Genomic DNA, 17,360 nt, shown 5'->3' with positions numbered 1-17,360 from the left:
CCCCTAGTCAACCGGATAACGAGCACCGCTCGCCATGGGACCATGAAGCGGTGATCGGAGCGGCGGAGACGCGACCATGACCACCGAACGGATCGTCGGGATCGGTGCGGGCGCCAAGGAGCTCGCCACCGAGGACATGACCCTGAACATCGGCCCCCAGCATCCGTCCACGCACGGTGTGCTCCGGCTGAAGCTGACCCTGGACGGCGAGCGCATCTCGGCCGCGGAACCCATCGTCGGGTACATGCACCGGGGCGCGGAGAAGCTGTTCGAGGTACGCGACTTCCGGCAGATCATCGTCCTGGCGAACCGGCACGACTGGCTGTCGGCGTTCTCCAGCGAGCTCGGCGTCGTCCTCGCCGTCGAACGCATGCTGGGCATGGAGGTCCCTGTCCGCGCCGTATGGGTGAGGACGCTCCTGGCGGAGCTCAACCGGATCCTCAACCATCTGATGTTCCTCGGCTCGTATCCGCTTGAAGTAGGCGCGATCACGCCGATCTTCTACGCGTTCCGTGAACGAGAGGCCCTGCAGCGGGTCATGGAGGAGATCTCCGGTGGACGCATGCACTACATGTTCAACCGGGTCGGAGGTCTGAAGGACGAGCTCCCCGCCGGTTGGACGGCGCGCGCGCGGACGGCGGTCTCCGAGGTCCGTTCCCGCATGGGTGAGATCGACGACCTCATCATGGGCAACGAGATCTTCCGCGCCCGGACGAGGAACGTCGGCGTCCTCAAGCAGGAGCAGATTCTGCAGTACGGGGTGTCCGGCCCCATCGCACGCGCTTCCGGCGTCGACTTCGACCTGCGCCGGGACGAGCCCTACCTCGCTTACGGGGAACTGGACGTCCGCGTGGTCACCCGGTCCGAGGGTGACTGCCTCGCCCGTTTCGAGTGCCTGCTCGACCAGGCGCACGCGTCCCTCGACCTCGCCGACGCCTGCCTGGACCGCCTTGCGGAACTGCCGCCCGGCCCGATCAACCAGCGGCTGCCCAAGGTCCTGAAGGTCCCGGAGGGACACACCTATGCCTGGACGGAGAACCCGCTGGGCCTGAACGGCTACTACCTGGTGTCGCACGGCGAAAAGACGCCGTGGCGGATGAAGCTGCGGTCCGCGTCGTTCAACAACATCCAGGTCCTGACCGAGCTGCTGCCCGGAAATCTGGTGGCCGACATGATCGCCATTCTCGGCTCGATGTTCTTCGTCGTCGGCGACATCGACAAGTGACCGGGCGCGCCATGCTCCCCACAGGAGGCTGAACCGGTAGGGGCCCGCTCGCGTCAGAAGCCATGACGTGAGGAGTCGCCGATGACGCAGATGATCGAAGGTCCGCCGACCACCGGACCCGCTCGCCCACCCGAATCGCAGTGGACCGCACCTGACCAGCAGTGGACCGACTGGGGGCGGACGCAGGCGCCCGCAGGAGCGCCCAGGCCGAGCCGTAAGTTCTTCCGCGCGCCCGTCATCGTCCCGCTCGCCGTGCTCACGGGCCTCATCGTGCTCGGCGGCCTGTTCCTGCTGATCGCGGCCCCGGCCGGTGCCGCCGGGGTCTGCGGCGGAGGCTAGTCCGCGCCGTGGCAGCACCGAGCAACGCGAGCGCGCCGCCCGTCGGCGAGGCCCTGGCCGGGACGTTCCGGACCCTGCGCCGCACCTGGCTTCTCGGGACGGCCCTGCTGTCGGCCGGCGCGTTCGCGGGCGCCATCGCACTCGCGCCCGACGGTTCTGATTCACCCGGCAGGGCGCTGGGAGCCCTGCTGTTCCTGGGCTCGTCCGTGCACGTGGCCGCGACCGGCTGGTTCTTCACCCTCCCGGAGATACGCGCGCACGCGGCAGCGCACCGCGGACGTTACGTGGTCGCTCCCGTCGCACTGATCCTGGGGACGGCGTTCGCCGCGGCACTCGTCCCGTACAAGCAGTTGCAGTGGGCGCTTCTCGCCTTCCTGGCCTGGCAGTTCTTCCACTTCCAGAAGCAGAACCTCGGGATGGCGGCGTTGGCGGGGGTTGCTCAGCGCGCCGGGTCCGTGAAGCCCCTGGAGCGGCGCGCCATCATGCTCGCCGGTGCGGGAGGGATAGCGGGACTGCTCGTTCACCCGGAATTGCTCCAACTCGGCGTGGATCCACCGGTCCGTTCACTGTTCCCGGTGGCTTTCGCCGTGTTCGCCTGTGGGGTGGCCCTCGGTTTCTATGCGCTGGCACGACGGGAACAGCGTCCACCTGCGTTCATAGCCATCTACCTGATCTCGCTGCTGTTCTTCCTGCCCGTCTTCCTCTTCACGTCCCCGTACGCCGCGGTCGCCGGACTCACCATCGCGCACGGCTACCAGTACCTGCTCATCGTCGGGCTCGTGTCCGGCGCACCCAGGCGCGGACGCTCCGGCATGACCGGGCTCTGCCTCATGGCCGTCATCGCCCTGGCAGGCGGTATCGCGCTCGATCAGGCATCGCATCTGCACGGTTCGCCGCACGTCTGGGAGCGAGCCCTCTACGGCGCCTATCTCGGCGCGGTCATGGCCCACTTCGTCGTCGACGCCGGACTGTGGCGGCTGAGGGACGAGTTCCCGCGACGCTTCCTCACCTCGAGCGTCCCGTACCTGCTGAAGCCCTAGGCACGGGACGCGCGGCGGTCGCGCTCCTCCTCGTCCGGGTCCTTCGGGACCCGGCACGCGTACTCCAGGAAGAACGCGGCCGCCACGAGCACGACCGCCGCGAGGAACGTGCCGCCGCTCACGTAGAAGTCATGGCGCGGGGTCGCCTTCTCCAGGGACGACGCCAGGCTCGCCGCGAACCCGCCGAACACGCCCGCGATGACCGCGGCGGAGTGCGCGCTGGCCTTCCCCAGCGCGGCCAGACGCGCGACGGCCATCGGGTCCAGCGGCTTCGGCACGGGCTTGCGGCTGTCCGGCACGCGCCCATTGCCGGGCCTGCGGCGGATGCGGCGCAGCACGTTCAGCCCGCTGACGCTCTCGCCGAGCGCGAGCAGGAGCAGTGTCGGTACCGCCGTCCACGGCAGCGGCGGCAGCGAGACGTAGGCGGAACGCAGCACCGCCCAGGTGATCACCGCGACGACGACCACGAGGGCGATGAGGAACAGCGGGCGGGACGGTTTCATGCAGGCTGCTGCAGAGCCAGGTCGTCGCGCCGACGGACGGCCGACGGGCCTCCCTCGGACTTCTTCGCCTGCGCCAGGTCACCGACGCGGCCATGGCCGGGCAGCAGCACGTCCGGCTCGATGTCGGCCCACGGGACGAGCACGAAGGCGCGCTCGTGCGCGCGCGGGTGGGGGAGCGTCAGATCGGGGTCGTCGGACGCGACGTCCCCGAACACCACGATGTCGATGTCGAGGGTGCGCGGTCCCCAGCGGACCACGCGCTCCCGGCGCATCGAGTTCTCGATGTTGAGGACGCGTTCGAGCAGGTTCTCCGGTGGCAGCCGCGTGTCGGCGACCAGCACGATGTTGAGGAAGTCGCCCTGCTCGGGGATGCTCTCCCCCGCCGGCGCGTAGGGCGCGGTCTCGTACACCGGCGAGAACGCCACGAAACGCAGCCCTGGTGCGTCGAACAGCGCGTCGACCGCCTCCTGGATGTTGTCCAGGCGGTCCCCGAGGTTGCTGCCGATCGAGAACACGACTCGATGCTGGACCAGCATGTGGCCGCCGGTGGCGGTGCGGTCGGGCATGCGGTCGGACGCTGTCATGGGCGACTCCTCTTGATCTTCACGGCGATGTCCGTGAAGGGGTGCGGGACCGGGGCGCTCGGTTTGTGGACGGTGATCTCCACCTCGGAGACCGTCTTCTCTTCCAGACATATTGTCGCCAACCGGTCCGCCAGTGTTTCGAGGAGGTTGACGGGCTCCCCCTCCACGACGGCGACCAGCCGGCCGGCGAGCGTTCCGTAGTCGACGGTACGCGAGAGGTCATCACCCTCCGCGGCGGGGCGCGTGTCGAGCCCCAGGACCGCGTCCACGACGAACTCCTGGCCAAGCTCACGCTCGGCGGGCAGGCAGCCGTGCCGCCCCCTGGCGCGGAGCCCGCGCAGCTCGATGCGGTCGAGAGTCGTCATTCTTCCTCTGCATCCACGACGTTGAGAACGGGAGAACCATGGTGCAGCAGAAGCCGCCATTCGCCGTCCGCCCGTACGAACACGTTCGTCGCGACGATGCTTCCCCCTGCGAGGAACCCGGTCTCGGTGTCCTCGTCCGCGGTGAGAATGTTCTCCTTGCACGTCACCACCGCGTGGTCGCCGTACACGTCGGTCTCCACGTCGGTCAGCACGAACTGGATGTAGCTCGTGTTGGCCATGATGAGCGCCCAGGACCGCAGGACCGACTCGCGTCCCCGGAGCATCGTCCAACCGGGATGGACGCAGGAGACCGCCTCGGCGTACTGGCCGTCCGCCCACACCGCGGACATCCGGTCGAAGTCACCGGCCTCGAACGCGGCATAGAACTCGGCGTGGACCTCGTCCACGTCGGCGCGGTTCACGGCACGGCTCATAGGCGGGGCTCCCCGTTATCGGAAGTGTCGTCACTGCTCGGACGCGCCGCCCGCATGGCGGCCGCCACACGTACCGCGTCCGCGTTCGGCCTGACCCTGTGCACCCTCACGCACCAGGCGCCGGTGTACGCGACAAGCGAGGTGATGGCCACGGTCGCGTCGTCGCAGTCGGTGAACGGACGCCGCATCCCGTCCGGGTCGGCGAGGAGCCTGGTCAGGAACCCCTTCCGGGAAGCCCCCACCAGGACGGGATAGCCGAGACCGGTGAACGCGTCCAGATGGGCCAGAAGAGACCAGTTGTGCCCCGTCTCCGGGTTCTTGGCGAAACCCAGCCCAGGATCCAGCACGATCATCGACGGGTCGACACCCTCTCCCAGTACGGCGTCAACCCTGCGTAGAAGCTCGTCGCGCACTTCTCGGACGACGTCCTCGTAGATGGCGCGGGTCTGCATGTCGTGGCTGTGGCCGCGCCAGTGCATCACCACGTACGGGATACCTGCCGCGGCCACCACACGCGGCATGTCCGGGTCGGCCAGGCCGCCGCTGACGTCGTTCACCAGCCGGGCGCCCACACCCACGGCGGCCTCCGCAACGTCGGCGCGCATCGTGTCGACACTGACCGGAACGTTCTCGGCCGTAAGCGCTTCGATGACGGGGATGACGCGGCGCAGTTCCTCGTCCTGGGACACGCGCTGCGCACCGGGCCGCGTGGACTCGCCGCCCACGTCCACGATGTCGGCGCCCTCCGCGACAAGGTCAAGCCCGTGCTGGACGGCCTTCTCCGCGTCGAACCAGGCCCCGCCGTCCGAGAACGAGTCGGGGGTCACGTTGACCACGCCCATGACGAGGCAGCGCCCTGGCGCGGGCAGCCCCGGAACGGCGGCACTGGTCATGTCAACCAACCCTATGCCTTGCGCACAACCCGCCGGAGCGACGCCTCAGCCGCCCCGGCACCGCCACCCAAACACCCGGCCGCAAGCCCTGCAACGCCGACCGCAGGCCGGAGACACCGGCCGAAGCCCCGAGACGCCCGCAGCAGGCCCGAGGCACCCGCCGGAGCCCCCGAGACGCCGACCGGAGGTTCGAGACGCCGGGCACGGGCCCGGGACACCGGGCGTGGGCCCCGGGAGGCCCGCTGCGGCGGCGCTGGAACCGTCAGAACGGGCCTCAGCGCGACGCTGAGGCCCGTTCAGACGGTCCGGCGGCCCGGAAGAGGGCCGGGCGGTCAATAGCGGCCGAGGATGAGGCTCATCGCCTCGGACCGCGTCTCGGCATGATCACGGAAGTCGCCGCGCACCGCCGACGTCACCGTCTTCGCGCCCGGCTTGCGCACCCCGCGCATGGTCATGCACAGGTGCTCGGCCTCGATCACCACGATCGCGCCGCGCGGCTCCAGGACGGTCATCAGCGCGTCCGCGACCTGGCTGGTGAGCCGCTCCTGCACCTGCGGCCTGCGCGCGTACACGTCCACCAGCCGAGCCAGCTTGGACAGGCCGGTGATCTGGCCCTTCTTGTTGGGCGTGTACCCGACGTGCGCCACCCCGTGGAAGGGGACCAGGTGGTGCTCGCAGACCGAATACACCTCGATGTCCTTCACCAGGACCATCTCTTCGTGGTCGGCGTCGAACACCGTGGTCAGCGCGTCCTCCGGAGTCTGGCGCAGGCCCGCGAACTGCTCCGCGTAGGCCCGCGCCACTCTGGCCGGTGTTTCACGGAGACCGTCCCGGTCGGGGTCCTCCCCGATGCCGATCAGGATCTCCCGGACTGCCTTCTCGATGCGCGCATGGTCGAAATGCCCGCCGCGCACGGTCTCACCCGGCGGGTCGATCTCGATCGGCGCCTCGTCGTACGGGATCGCCAAGGCCGTCAGCTTTCGCCCGGGGCCGGATCGGTCGCCTCGGAGGCGACGCCGCCGCCCTGCCCGTTGTTCTTGGTCAGGTCAGTCACGTCCTGCGGACCGAGCAGAGCGAGTTCCTTGGGCGACAACACCGGCGGACGGTCGGACGGGAGGCGCTTGCCGTAACCGGTGTAGGAGTTCTGGTGCGGCCGCTTCTGGATCGGCGCGAAGATCTCCAGCACCAGGTCCTTCGACAGGGTCTCCTTCTCCATCAGGTTGACGACGAGCTCGTCCAGGACGTCCCGGTACTCCACGAGGATCTCCCACGCCGTGTCGTGCGCGGCCTCGATGTAGCGGCGGACCTCGTCGTCGATGGCCGACGCGATGTCCTCCGAGTAGTCCCGCTCGTGGCCCATGTCGCGGCCCAGGAAGACCTCACCCTGACCGGTGCCGAACTTGCGCGCGCCCAGACGCTCGCTCATGCCGTACTCGGTGACCATGTTGCGGGCGATGGAGCTGGCCTTCTCGATGTCGTTGGCCGCGCCCGTGGTCGGCTCGTGGAAGACCAGTTCCTCGGCCGTGCGGCCGCCCAGCAGCATGGCCAGCTGGTCGGTCATCTCCGAGCGAGTGGTGAGGAACTTGTCCTCCATCGGCAGGGTCATGGTGTAGCCCAGGGCCCGCCCGCGCGGCAGGATCGTCACCTTGTGCACGGGGTCGGAGTTCGGCAGCGCGTGCGCCACCAGCGCGTGCCCGCCCTCGTGGTAGGCGATGATCTTCTTTTCCTTCTCCGACATCACCCGGGTCTTGCGCTCCGGCCCGGCCATGACGCGGTCGATGGACTCCTCCAGGGTGTCCATGTCGATCAGCTTGCGGTCGAACCGCGCGGTGAGCAGCGCCGCCTCGTTGATCACGTTGGCCAGGTCGGCGCCGGTGAAGCCCGGGGTGCGGCGCGCGATCACGTCGAGGTCGACGTCCTGCGCGAACGGCTTGCCGCGGCCGTGCACCCGCAGGATGCCCTTGCGGCCCTCCAGGTCCGGGCGGTCCACGGTCACCTGCCGGTCGAACCGGCCGGGACGCAGCAGCGCCGGGTCGAGGATGTCCGGGCGGTTCGTCGCGGCGATCAGGATCACGCCGCCCTTGACGTCGAAGCCGTCCATCTCGACGAGAAGCTGGTTCAGGGTCTGCTCGCGCTCGTCGTGGCCGCCGCCGAGGCCCGCGCCGCGGTGCCGCCCGACGGCGTCGATCTCGTCGATGAAGATGATCGACGGCGCGTTGGTCTTGGCCTGCTCGAACAGGTCGCGGACGCGGGACGCGCCCACACCGACGAACATCTCGACGAAGTCCGAGCCGGAGATCGAGTAGAACGGCACCCCCGCCTCGCCGGCCACGGCGCGCGCGAGCAGCGTCTTGCCGGTACCGGGCGGACCGTACAGCAGCACGCCCTTGGGGATCTTCGCGCCGATCGACTGGAACTTCGCCGGGTTCTGCAGGAAGTCCTTGATCTCCTCAAGCTCCTCCAGGGCCTCGTCGGCCCCGGCCACGTCGGCGAAGGTGGTCTTCGGGGTGTCCTTGGTGATGAGCTTGGCCTTGGACTTGCCGAAGTTCATCACCCGCGAGCCGCCGCCCTGCATCTGGTTCATGATGAACAGGAAGATCAGCACGATGACCACGATGGGCAGCAAACTGAACAGCAGGCTCATGAAGACGCTCTGCTTCGGCACGTCGACGTTGTAGCCGCCGGGCAGCTTGCCCGCGTCGGCCTGCTTCTGCAGCTGCTGCTGCAACTGGAGTCCCTGGCCGTCGACCCAGGACGCCTGCTGCTGCTTGCCGTTGTTGAGGGTCAGCTCGATCCGCTGGTCCTTGTCGACGATCTTGGCGGACTTCACCTGGCCCGCGTTGATCTCCGAGACGACCTTGGAGGTGTCAACCTTCTCGAACGAACGGCCGGGGTTGACGCCCCACATGACGAGGGCGACCAAGAGGCCGAACAGCAGGATCCACAGCAGCGGCCCGCGAAAATAGCGCTTCACGTCCATTTATCCGGTTACCCCTTCGGGGCCCGTCCCTCCTGACCAACGTCTGTGTGCGATCCCCGCCCGTCCCGGGGGGACGAACGCCACTGCGACCAACAATCCGTCCAACGAAGGACCCGTCGCCTGGGCTCCGGGCCCGTCGTGGCGGCTTCCCTCATAATCGCCTCCCGAACCCAGGGTCCGGGACACTGACGGTACACCGCAGGGCGCAGGAGACGCAGCCGACGCTGTTCCCCTGCTCCCCTTCCATATACCCGTCAACGACCCTTGCAACGATTCGTCACGGTCCCTTGTTCCCCGGGCGGTCCCTGCGGGCCCCTTGGGGCTCTTCCCAGGGCCCTGTGGGCGCCTGGGCGGGGGGGCACCCGCCACCGGCCGTGTGGGGTCCGGTACGGGGACGTCAGGCCCCGTCGCCGCCGTAGACGTGCGGGGCCAGCGTCCCCACGAAAGGCAGGTTCCGATACTTCTCCGCATAGTCGAGCCCATAGCCGATGACGAACTCGTTAGGGATGTCGAACCCGATGTACTTCACGTCGACGTCGGTCTTGACCGCTTCCGGCTTGCGCAGCAGCGCGCAGATCTCCAAGGAGGCCGGGCCACGCGACCGCAGGTTGCTCACCAGCCACGACAGGGTCAGCCCGGAGTCGACGATGTCCTCCACGATCAGGACGTGCCGGTCGATGATGTCGGTGTCGAGGTCCTTGAGGATGCGCACGACGCCCGACGACTTCGTGCCCGACCCGTACGACGACACGGCCATCCAGTCCATGGACGCGGGCGAGTGCAGCGCCCGCGCCAGATCAGCCATGATCATGACAGCGCCCTTGAGGACGCCGACGAGCAGCAGGTCCTTACCCGCGTAGTCCGCGTCGATCTGCCCGGCGAGCTCCCGCACCTTGGCCTGCAGGTCGTCCTCGGGGATCAGCACCTTCGCCAGGTCGTTGCCCAGGTCCTTCTCGTCCACAACCCCACCCTCATCGCTCAGACCGCGCCCGTCCGGTAGGACGGACGTAGGACGGACTCCGCACGCACGCCCGGTAGGCGCGCGCGACGGGCGCGGCATGTGACGATCGGCACACGCCGCGACGTCAAACCGGGACGAACAGCAGCTTTCCATACCGCCGGACGGCGCGAAGCCGCCCCGGCAGATCCACGTGCCGCTGCCCGCGCCAGGCCGTGACCAGCCGATCCATCGCATCGACATGGACCGCCGCGAGCGTACCCGGTGGGCTTCCGGCCTTGACCGCCGCCATCCGGAGGACCCGCGTACGGACGGCCCTGGGGAGCCCCTCAAGTCCTTCCAGGGCCATGGCAACGCCGTACCCGTCTTCCGTGGTCTCCAGGTCGCTGAATGCGCGGGAGGCCAGTTCGTCCAGGGCGTCGGCATCGTCGCGCAGCATCCCGGCCGTCCGCGCCAAGGCCTCGGCCACACCCGGCCCCAGGGCCTTCTCCAGGGCGGGCAGGGCTTCATGGCGGACGCGGACGCGCGCGTAGGCGGGATCGACGTTGTGGGGGTCGTCCCAGGGCTCAAGCCCCATCGCCTCACAGGCACGGCGCGTGGTGGCCCGATCAAGTTCGAGAAGAGGCCGCGCGTAGAGCACGGCGGCCTGGGTTCGCCTGAACGTGGGCGGCATCCCGGACAGCGACCGGGCACCGGACCCACGCGCCAGCCCTAGCAGGACGGTCTCGGCCTGGTCGTCTCGCGTGTGCCCGAGGAGGACGGCTGACGCGCCCCACCGGGCGGCCGCATCGTCGAGCGCGGCGTACCGGGCGACGCGCGCCGCGTTCTCCGGGCCGCCAGGCCCCTCGACGGTGACCGCGATAGAGCCGGATGGGTCCAGGCCAAGGTCGGCCATGGTCCGGACCACGGCGTCGGCCCGCTCCGCTGAACCGTCCTGGAGGCCGTGGTCGATCGTGACGCCGCCTGCCGAGCGTTCCGCCCTGGGCGCTTCGAAGGCGAGCGCCGCGGCGAGCGCCAGAGAGTCCGCGCCTCCACTGCACGCGGCCAGGACCATCGCACCCTGCGGCAGGTCGGAGAGCACATGCCGCACGGCGAGACGTACCGCCGCCACCGCAGGATCAGGGCCCATGGGAAACGTCTACCACCACCCTGCGACGGCCTAGTGCTTCAGCTTCGGGCTCAGGCCTCGTCGGAGAATCTCTGTGCGCTCAGCCCCTCGTCGACCTCAGGCCTGGTTGGCCTCGGGCGGGGCGTCGATGGCGCGAGGACCGATGACCCGGTCCATCCACAGGGCCGGCTCCTTGATCTCGTCGTGCGTGGGCAGCGTCTCCGGTGACTGCCAGACCTGGTTGAAGCCGCTCATGCCGACCTCGGTGACGACCCGCCGGACGAACCGGGAGCCCTCCGCGTACTGCTTCATCTTCAGGTCGATGCCGAGCAGCCGCCGGATCGTCCGGTCGAGCTTGGAGCCGCCCGCGCGGCGCCCCTGGAAACGGGACCTGATCTGCTGGACGGACGGCACGACCTCCGGGCCGACCGCGTCCATGACGTAGTCGCCGTGCCCCTCGACCAGCGTCATCACGGCGGTGAGACGGTCGAGGATCTCGCGCTGCTCCGGGGTCTGGATCGCGTCGATGAGGTTGGCGTCGCCTCCGCGCACGGCGTCGGCGACGGCTTCCGCCGCGTCCCTGATGCGGTCCAGCATCACGCCCGGGTCGAGGTCGGACGCCAGGAGGAACTTGGTCATCTGGTCCTGGACGTACTCGCGCAGCCACGAAACCCCGGTGAACTGGGCGCGGTGCGTCTCCTCGTGGAGGCAGACCCAGAGGCGGAAGTCACGCGATTCCACACCGAGCTCCTGCTCGACGTGGACGATGTTGGGTGCGACAAGGGTCAGCCGGCCCGTCGGCGCGCGTCCGGACGGGTCCGGCGGCAGGAACAGTTCGTACTGCCCCAGGACACGGCTGGCCATGTACGCGAGGATCGCGCCCACCTGCATGCCGGTCACGCGGGAGCCGACGGCCTGGACGACGACGTTGCCCGCTCCGCCGAGAGGGCCGGGGCCGCGCCGTTCGGACATCTGCTCCATCAGCGGTTCGAGGACGACCCGGAAACCGTCCACGTTGGCGCGGATCCAGCCGGGCCGGTCGACGATCGTCGCCGGGTCCGGGTCGAGCTCGGAGGCCATGCCGGTGAAGTCCCGCACGTGCCCGTGGGCGGTCTTCGAAAGTTCGCGCAGCTCCTTCACGACCTCACGGGCCTCGTCATGGGTGACCTGCGGGCCCGGCCTGACGAGCCGGGTTCCGGCCTGAACCGCCACGTTCCAGTCGATCATTGAGGCGCTCATGTACTCCACCGTACGTTTCGGACGCGGCGCCGGGGCGCCTGTGCACGGTCATTCAACGAACAACCGTTCTGGTTATCTCCCGTTCAACGGACCCCACACGCGCACCCAGACCCGCATGTCCCGAAAAAGCAGGCCCCTCCCACCCGGGGGCGGACCGTACTCCCCCACCCTTGCCCCACCCGCCGCCCAAGCGCAGGACAACAGGAACCTGTGGATAACCGAAGGAGGATCAGCCGCACCCGCAGGCCGCGACCGCCGCCGCGAGCTGGTCCAGCTTCCCCGGATCGACCGGCCCTTTCCCGTCCCCCGCCATGAACGCGAAAGCGAGCAGCCGCCCGTCCGCGCTGTAGGCGAGCCCCGCCAGCGTGCTGACCCCCGCGAGAGTGCCGGTCTTCGCCCGCACCAGCCCCGCACCCGCCTGACTGGTGGCGACGGTGTAGCGCGGCGGGCTCAGCGTCCCCGAGAACCCTGCGACCGGCAGGCCGGTTATGGCCGGACGCAGTTCCGGATGGTCCTCCCCGGAAGCGAGCGAGACGATCCGCGCCAACGCGATCGGCGAGATCCGGTTGCGAGGCGACAACCCGCTGCCGTCGTTCACCGAGACGCCCTCCGCCACACCCAGCTTCGCCAGAACCTGCTGGACGGCCTGAGCGGCGTCCGCGAACGTCGCCGGACGTCCCAGCTTGATGGCGACTTGCCGGGCCACAGCCTCCGCCACATCGTTGTCACTGTCGGTCAGCAGATGCTCCACCAGAGCCGACATCGGCGGCGACTGGACGGCGCCGAGCGGAGCCGCCTCCTTCGGCGCGACCGTCCTTCGCCCGACCTTGGCGCTCACCCCGTACTTGGACACCAGACGCGCGAACTGGTTCGCCGCAGTGGCCGCTGGATCAGAGACCCTCGTCTTCTTGGACGGATCGGACGGCGCGACACGTCCCTCGTCGACCGTGAGGGCGGTGACAGGCGCCACCTCACCGTCCGGCAGATAGTTGGGCTTCCACCCCGCGGCCGTACGGGGCCCCCGATACGCCGACACGTCGTAGTCCACACGGACCTGGCCCACACCGGACGACTTCAGCGCCGTGGCCGCCTGACGGGCCAGTTCCGAGAGCGACGCATAGGGCGGATGGCCGGCGTCCGGACGCGGCGGAAGAGCCGTCAAGGTAGGATCCCCGCCTCCGACCAGAACGATTCTGCCGCCTGTGCTCTGCACGACCCGTGTGGTGATGCGGTGCGTGGGGCCCAGCGAGGCGAGCGCCGCCACCGATGTCACCAGCTTCGTCGTGGAGGCCGGGGTGGCGGGCCGGTCGGCGCGCAGCTGGTACAGGGTCCGGCGGGTCTCCGCGTCGATGACCACCGCGTTGATTTTCGCCTTCGGGCCGCCGATCAGGGGCGTGAGCCGTCCCGCCAGAGCGGACGCGTCAGGCGGACGGCCCGCGCCCAGGCCGGCGGGGGAAATCGAGGCCGCCGAGGTTGGAACCTGCACGAGGTCACGCGCGGCCACGCTCGGCGGTTGCGGAGACAGATGCCGGTCAGGTGTGAGTTTCACCACTGCCAGGCCGGCGGCCACGGCGAAAACGTTAAGGAGAGAGAGCGACAGAACCGCGAGGGTTCGGCCCCGTCCAGGCACGTGACCGCCCCTCTCCCACTCAGCACTCACCAACGTGCGACATCCTTATACAGGGGAACAATCACCTGTGGGGCCGGCCTCGCCCACAGGCTCCCGAAAGACTATTCACTGCGAGCGCGCAGGGAGCGGAGGACATCTTGGATTTCGACGTCACCATTGAGATCCCGAAGGGCCAGCGGAACAAGTACGAGGTGGACCACGAGACCGGCCGCATCCGGCTCGACCGCATGCTGTTCACCTCCACGCAGTACCCGGCCGACTACGGGTTCATCGAGAACACCCTCGGCGAGGACGGTGACCCGCTGGACGCGCTGGTCCTGCTGCAGGAGCCGACCTTCCCCGGCTGCCTCATCCGCTGCCGCACGGTGGGCATGTTCCGGATGACCGACGAGGCCGGTGGTGACGACAAGGTCCTGTGCGTCCCCGCCACCGATCCCCGGATGGAGCACCTGCGCGACATCCACCACGTCGCCGAGTTCGACCGCCTGGAGATCCAGCACTTCTTCGAGGTCTACAAGGACCTGGAGCCCGGCAAGTCCGTGGAGGGCGCCAGCTGGGTGGGGCGCCAGGAGGCCGAGCAGGAGATCGAGCGGTCGTTCAAGCGCGCGGCGGACCAGGGCGGCCACTGAGCGCCACCCGGTCCCGCTGACCACCGGCCGGGCCGTGCCGGTGCCGGGCCAGGGAGTCGCGGACGGCGCCGATCCGCTCCCCGCCGCCCATGCGACGCGTCTCGCGAGGAACCCTTCCGTACAGGACGCCGTACGGAAGGGTTCCCGTTTTCCAGGCAACGGTTCGCGCAGGTCAGCGACCATGCGTGGCGTCACCCGGCCGGACGTGTCGCCCCGATCAGGTCGCCCCGGTGGATGGTCGCGATGCGTACCCGTGCGCCGGTGTAAGGCGCCTCGACCATCTGGCCATCGCTGACATAGATGCCGACGTGGTGGATGGTGTCGGGGTTGGTCTTGTCGGTCGCGAAGAAGACGAGGTCACCGGGACGCAGTTCGTTTACGGGAATGTGGGGCCCGGACGTCCATTGAGTACCGGTCCAGTGGTCGAGCCGTACACCGGCCTTGCTCCACGCGTACATGGCCAGCCCAGAGCAGTCGAACCCTCTGATCTCCGCGCCCTGCTCCACACCGTACGTGGGGCCGGACTCGTCACCCCCGCCCCAGGAGTACTGCGTGCCGAGCCACTTCAGCGCGGCGCGGACCGCTATGGCTCCGCGCGCCGCCGACGTGGTGAGGGCCGCTTCAGGACGTCCGGTACTGGCGCCAGAACTGGCGAAGGCGGAACGAGCCTTGTGCTCCGTCGCCTTCTGCGAGGCACGCTCCCGCGCGCGCTTGACCTTCGCTGCATGCGCTTCGGCCTTACCAAGGTGACTCTCCAGACGACGCTTCTCGGCCTGGAGACGCTGGACGGATGCCTGCTGGGTCTCGACCGCCTCCCGTGCAGTCCGTTTGGCCGCATCGGCGCGTCTTGCCGCAGCGCTCTGTTCGTTCAGCGTCATCTTCGCTTGGCGACGGAACACGTCAGCCACCGTCTTGGCCGCCTCGACCCTCTGCACCATGGCCGCGCGGCGTTCGGCGAGCATCTTGACCATGCCGGCACGGTCCATGAAGCCTTGCGGGCCACCCTCGCCGGCGACCGCAGAGGACAACGGGTCGTAACCGGTGTTGTCCCGGTAGACCTGCGCGGCGAACGACGCCAGCTCGGCTCTGGATATCTCGACCCGCCTGTGCGCCTCTGAGAGCCGTCCCTGGGTGTCGGTGTACGCCCGCTGTGCACGGCGTAGTTTCAGCTGCTCACCGTTGTAGCGCTCCACTGCGGACGCCGCAGCGATCGCGAGCCTGTCGAGTTCGCCGTCCGCTTGGGCGAGCTTGGCCTTCGTCCGTCCGACCTCGGCCGCCCGCTCCCTGACCTGGCGTTCGCTCCGTTCAACATCCTTTGCGCTGGGGCTTGGCTCCGCGAGGGGACGGGCGGACGCCGCGGGAAGGAGCAGGTTCATCCCGAGCGCTAGGCCAGCACCAACGGCGACCAGCCGAAACGCCGTACATTGCGCAGGGGGCGGGCTCGCGTGACGGCGACGTGTCTCTGGTGCGCCAGATGCCATGAGCACGTCCTCCCCCAGGGATGCACTGCTTAGCGCAAACGATCACCTACGAAGAGTAGTTGACTCGGGCAAGGGTAAGTACGTCCGCCACTCCTCGTCAGGAACTCGGGGTGGGGCTCGTGGAGTCGGTACCCGCAGAGGGTTCCGGTGTGGACGGGGTCGTGGGCGAGGGAGCCGGCCCTACCTCTGTGGGAGGTGGGCCGGATGGGGCCGGCGCGGGGGTCGTGGGCACGGGACTGCCCGGCCGTTGCGTTTCGGGCGGCGTGGACGGCGTCGGCCGGTCTGCCCCAGTGGGCGTGGGCGAGGGAGTCGGATCCGGGTCGGGAGCATCGGGACGCCAAGTGACGTGGACCTGGATGTTGCCAGGCGTGAAGGTGATGACTCCCTCCCCCTGCGAGTCGTCCCGTCGCGAAACGTGCACCTGCACGACGACGCTCTGCCCCTCCTCAAGACGACCGGTGGACGGGCTTGCCGTTACCGAGCCGCGGTTTGTCGCCTTCCAGGCGACCGAGCCGCCTTCCGCTCGTAGCTCTACCGAGCCGTCGGAACTTCCTGCCAGGTCCAGGTAGAGCGGGGAGACCACCAAAGCGCCGGTCGCCCCCGGCCCGGACGCCTCAGACGACGAGACCAGAGCCGACGACGGTACGGGGAAAGCGGTCGGAGGAGCGGAAGAGGCGCGCGCACCTAAAGGAAAGGTGGCCGACACAGGGGCAGTACCAACAGGCCCTGACCCGTTCGGACGTTCGTTCGGACCTTGCGGCAGCGGCGTCCGCGAGACGCCAGGCACAACGGTCGGATGCGGGCCTGCGCTCGTGCCCGCGTCCTTGCCGCCTGGGCCGATGAACCCGTACATGGACGCGACCCCACCACCGGACAGCAGTGCTACCACCACGAGCACCGCAGCTGCACGGACGGCCTGTCCGCGAAGGTTGGCCGCCGTTTCGTCGCTGGACCTCCTGCGGAAGCGGCCGTACCACCCGCCTCCGCCCAGACGCGGCGCACGGATCGCCCCTCCCGACCCGACGGACTGGACCGGGAACCCATCGGACGTGAACTTCGTGACCCGCGTGGCGACGAAGAGCCTGTAGCCGACCAGCTCGGGGTCCATGAAAGAGCTCATCACCCGAAGGCGCAGTTCCGCCGCCGGTTTCGCCTGCGGGAGCAGTCCGTACACCTTGGCGGCCGACACGGCACGGGGCATGAACGCTGCACAGACGGAACAAGCCTCCGCGTGCTCCACTAACCGCCTGCTGATATCGGGCGTGAGGTCGCCTCGCCGCTGCCGTAAGAGCCGAGCGCGCTCCGTACAGCCGTACGGTCCCGTGTGCGCGAGTATCTCCGCTGTCAACGCCTCGTAGAGTTCGTCGTGCGCGTGGTCGAGCGCCGCCTGCGCGGCCTTCGGGGACATCCCGAACACGGCCGCGAGGTCGGGAACCGACAGTTGGTGCCGTACACGCAACTCCAGGATCTCCCGCGAGACAGGCCGTAGGGCGAGTACCGCCTGCCACGCCGTGATGCGCTGGTCGACGTCCTCCTGATCGTGACTGGCGACCGGCACGTCCGGCACCTGGTGCCTCTGCGGCAGACGCCTGGCGCACTCCAGCCGGGCGATGGCGTAGAGCCACGGCCCGAACCGGTCGGCATCGCGCAACTTGCCGATGTGGGCCTCGGCCACGACGAAGGTGTCGCGTAAGGCCACCTGAGCCGCGTCCCGGCACCGCAACTGGAACCAGCAGTACGCGTAGAGCCTGTCGGCGTGGGCGTCGTACATCGCGGCCGTGGCGGCGGGGGCGCGCTCGCGTAGCGCCTCGACCAGGAGATGGTCGTTCATGCCAGAAAAGGTAAAGGCTCAGAGCGCTCTTTACAGGCATATTCAAGAGTTCGGACTCTATACCGAACACTATTCTTCCCCCTTCGGGGGACGCCTTGGCGAGATGTCGTTTATGGGAAGA

At 69.0% G+C, this 17,360-nt stretch carries 17 protein-coding genes; 4 read left to right on the top strand and 13 right to left on the bottom strand.

The window, feature by feature from the left end; translation table 11 throughout:
* Nucleotides 1–76 precede the first annotated feature (76 nt).
* The 3 genes from K8Z49_RS33315 (at nt 77) to K8Z49_RS33305 (ending at nt 2,604) form a co-directional block, all read left to right on the top strand.
* Nucleotides 77–1,225, top strand: coding sequence for an NADH-quinone oxidoreductase subunit D (locus K8Z49_RS33315; protein WP_021592902.1), 1,149 nt, complete (start codon nt 77–79; stop codon nt 1,223–1,225).
* 81 nt (nt 1,226–1,306) lie between these two features.
* Nucleotides 1,307–1,564: a hypothetical protein gene (locus tag K8Z49_RS33310; protein ID WP_021592901.1), complete on the top strand. Its 258-nt coding sequence runs from the start codon at nt 1,307–1,309 to the stop codon at nt 1,562–1,564.
* 8 nt (nt 1,565–1,572) lie between these two features.
* Nucleotides 1,573–2,604 carry a hypothetical protein gene (locus tag K8Z49_RS33305; protein ID WP_021592900.1) on the top strand — a complete coding sequence of 344 codons (1,032 nt, stop codon included), beginning with the start codon at nt 1,573–1,575 and terminating at the stop codon, nt 2,602–2,604.
* Here K8Z49_RS33305 and K8Z49_RS33300 read toward each other — a convergent pair.
* The 11 genes from K8Z49_RS33300 to dacB form a co-directional block, all read right to left on the bottom strand.
* Nucleotides 2,601–3,107, bottom strand: coding sequence for a DUF3180 domain-containing protein (locus K8Z49_RS33300; RefSeq protein ID WP_021592899.1), 507 nt, complete (start codon nt 3,105–3,107; stop codon nt 2,601–2,603). The two genes, K8Z49_RS33305 and K8Z49_RS33300, sit on opposite strands and share 4 nt — an antisense overlap.
* Nucleotides 3,104–3,691 (bottom strand): 2-amino-4-hydroxy-6-hydroxymethyldihydropteridine diphosphokinase, encoded by a 588-nt coding sequence (gene folK, locus K8Z49_RS33295; RefSeq protein ID WP_021592898.1) that lies wholly within the window; start codon nt 3,689–3,691, stop codon nt 3,104–3,106. Before folK ends, K8Z49_RS33300 begins: the two co-directional genes overlap by 4 nt.
* The gene (gene folB / locus K8Z49_RS33290; RefSeq protein ID WP_021592897.1) at nt 3,688–4,056 is read right to left on the bottom strand and encodes a dihydroneopterin aldolase; all 369 of its coding nucleotides are present in this window, start codon (nt 4,054–4,056) and stop codon (nt 3,688–3,690) included. The genes folK and folB overlap by 4 nt, the downstream gene beginning before the upstream one ends.
* Nucleotides 4,053–4,490 carry a nuclear transport factor 2 family protein gene (locus K8Z49_RS33285; protein ID WP_021592896.1) on the bottom strand — a complete coding sequence of 146 codons (438 nt, stop codon included), beginning with the start codon at nt 4,488–4,490 and terminating at the stop codon, nt 4,053–4,055. Before K8Z49_RS33285 ends, folB begins: the two co-directional genes overlap by 4 nt.
* Nucleotides 4,487–5,383 (bottom strand): dihydropteroate synthase, encoded by an 897-nt coding sequence (gene folP / locus K8Z49_RS33280; protein WP_024936078.1) that lies wholly within the window; start codon nt 5,381–5,383, stop codon nt 4,487–4,489. Before folP ends, K8Z49_RS33285 begins: the two co-directional genes overlap by 4 nt.
* 332 nt (nt 5,384–5,715) lie before the next feature.
* Nucleotides 5,716–6,324 carry a GTP cyclohydrolase I FolE gene (gene folE, locus K8Z49_RS33275; protein ID WP_052357817.1) on the bottom strand — a complete coding sequence of 203 codons (609 nt, stop codon included), beginning with the start codon at nt 6,322–6,324 and terminating at the stop codon, nt 5,716–5,718.
* Between the two features lie 32 nt (nt 6,325–6,356).
* On the bottom strand, nt 6,357–8,363 hold the full coding sequence (ftsH, locus tag K8Z49_RS33270; RefSeq protein ID WP_021592893.1) for an ATP-dependent zinc metalloprotease FtsH: 2,007 nt from the start codon (nt 8,361–8,363) through the stop codon (nt 6,357–6,359).
* A 397-nt stretch (nt 8,364–8,760) separates the two neighbouring features.
* Nucleotides 8,761–9,324, bottom strand: coding sequence for a hypoxanthine phosphoribosyltransferase (gene hpt / locus K8Z49_RS33265; protein ID WP_021592892.1), 564 nt, complete (start codon nt 9,322–9,324; stop codon nt 8,761–8,763).
* 124 nt (nt 9,325–9,448) lie between these two features.
* Nucleotides 9,449–10,450: a tRNA lysidine(34) synthetase TilS gene (gene tilS, locus K8Z49_RS33260; protein ID WP_024936077.1), complete on the bottom strand. Its 1,002-nt coding sequence runs from the start codon at nt 10,448–10,450 to the stop codon at nt 9,449–9,451.
* Between the two features lie 96 nt (nt 10,451–10,546).
* Nucleotides 10,547–11,656, bottom strand: coding sequence for a zinc-dependent metalloprotease (locus K8Z49_RS33255; RefSeq protein ID WP_021592890.1), 1,110 nt, complete (start codon nt 11,654–11,656; stop codon nt 10,547–10,549).
* Nucleotides 11,657–11,897: 241 nt separating this feature from the next.
* Nucleotides 11,898–13,238, bottom strand: coding sequence for a D-alanyl-D-alanine carboxypeptidase/D-alanyl-D-alanine-endopeptidase (gene dacB, locus K8Z49_RS33250; protein WP_412516068.1), 1,341 nt, complete (start codon nt 13,236–13,238; stop codon nt 11,898–11,900).
* A 197-nt stretch (nt 13,239–13,435) separates the two neighbouring features.
* Between dacB and K8Z49_RS33245 the strand changes: the two genes are divergently transcribed.
* Nucleotides 13,436–13,927: an inorganic diphosphatase gene (locus tag K8Z49_RS33245; protein ID WP_021592888.1), complete on the top strand. Its 492-nt coding sequence runs from the start codon at nt 13,436–13,438 to the stop codon at nt 13,925–13,927.
* Between the two features lie 191 nt (nt 13,928–14,118).
* On the opposite strand, the gene K8Z49_RS33240 is transcribed toward K8Z49_RS33245, so the two are convergent.
* Both K8Z49_RS33240 and K8Z49_RS33235 read right to left on the bottom strand, forming a co-directional pair.
* Complete coding sequence (locus tag K8Z49_RS33240) at nt 14,119–15,303, bottom strand: C40 family peptidase (protein WP_021592887.1); 1,185 nt, start codon at nt 15,301–15,303, stop codon at nt 14,119–14,121.
* Between the two features lie 202 nt (nt 15,304–15,505).
* Nucleotides 15,506–17,239 carry an RNA polymerase sigma factor gene (locus tag K8Z49_RS33235; RefSeq protein ID WP_412516067.1) on the bottom strand — a complete coding sequence of 578 codons (1,734 nt, stop codon included), beginning with the start codon at nt 17,237–17,239 and terminating at the stop codon, nt 15,506–15,508.
* Nucleotides 17,240–17,360: the final 121 nt, after the last annotated feature.

This window comes from Actinomadura madurae (genome assembly GCF_047130825.1).
Lineage (GTDB): Bacteria > Actinomycetota > Actinomycetes > Streptosporangiales > Streptosporangiaceae > Spirillospora > Spirillospora madurae.
Note: the sequence above shows the minus strand (reverse complement) of the source record. Positions and strands in the feature narration are given on the sequence as shown.

What these genes read in the sequence shown, in the direction of transcription:
- folB (WP_021592897.1), bottom strand. Translation starts at nt 4,056, where the DNA reads ATGACGACTCTCGACCGCATCGAGCTGCGCGGGCTCCGCGCCAGGGGG.
- folK (WP_021592898.1), bottom strand. Translation starts at nt 3,691, where the DNA reads ATGACAGCGTCCGACCGCATGCCCGACCGCACCGCCACCGGCGGCCAC.
- K8Z49_RS33240 (WP_021592887.1), bottom strand. Translation starts at nt 15,303, where the DNA reads ATGAACCTGCTCCTTCCCGCGGCGTCCGCCCGTCCCCTCGCGGAGCCA.
- ftsH (WP_021592893.1), bottom strand. Translation starts at nt 8,363, where the DNA reads ATGGACGTGAAGCGCTATTTTCGCGGGCCGCTGCTGTGGATCCTGCTG.
- K8Z49_RS33300 (WP_021592899.1), bottom strand. Translation starts at nt 3,107, where the DNA reads ATGAAACCGTCCCGCCCGCTGTTCCTCATCGCCCTCGTGGTCGTCGTC.
- K8Z49_RS33255 (WP_021592890.1), bottom strand. Translation starts at nt 11,656, where the DNA reads ATGATCGACTGGAACGTGGCGGTTCAGGCCGGAACCCGGCTCGTCAGG.
- folP (WP_024936078.1), bottom strand. Translation starts at nt 5,383, where the DNA reads ATGACCAGTGCCGCCGTTCCGGGGCTGCCCGCGCCAGGGCGCTGCCTC.
- K8Z49_RS33235 (WP_412516067.1), bottom strand. Translation starts at nt 17,239, where the DNA reads ATGAACGACCATCTCCTGGTCGAGGCGCTACGCGAGCGCGCCCCCGCC.
- K8Z49_RS33315 (WP_021592902.1), top strand. Translation starts at nt 77, where the DNA reads ATGACCACCGAACGGATCGTCGGGATCGGTGCGGGCGCCAAGGAGCTC.
- tilS (WP_024936077.1), bottom strand. Translation starts at nt 10,450, where the DNA reads ATGGGCCCTGATCCTGCGGTGGCGGCGGTACGTCTCGCCGTGCGGCAT.
- K8Z49_RS33285 (WP_021592896.1), bottom strand. Translation starts at nt 4,490, where the DNA reads ATGAGCCGTGCCGTGAACCGCGCCGACGTGGACGAGGTCCACGCCGAG.
- K8Z49_RS33310 (WP_021592901.1), top strand. Translation starts at nt 1,307, where the DNA reads ATGACGCAGATGATCGAAGGTCCGCCGACCACCGGACCCGCTCGCCCA.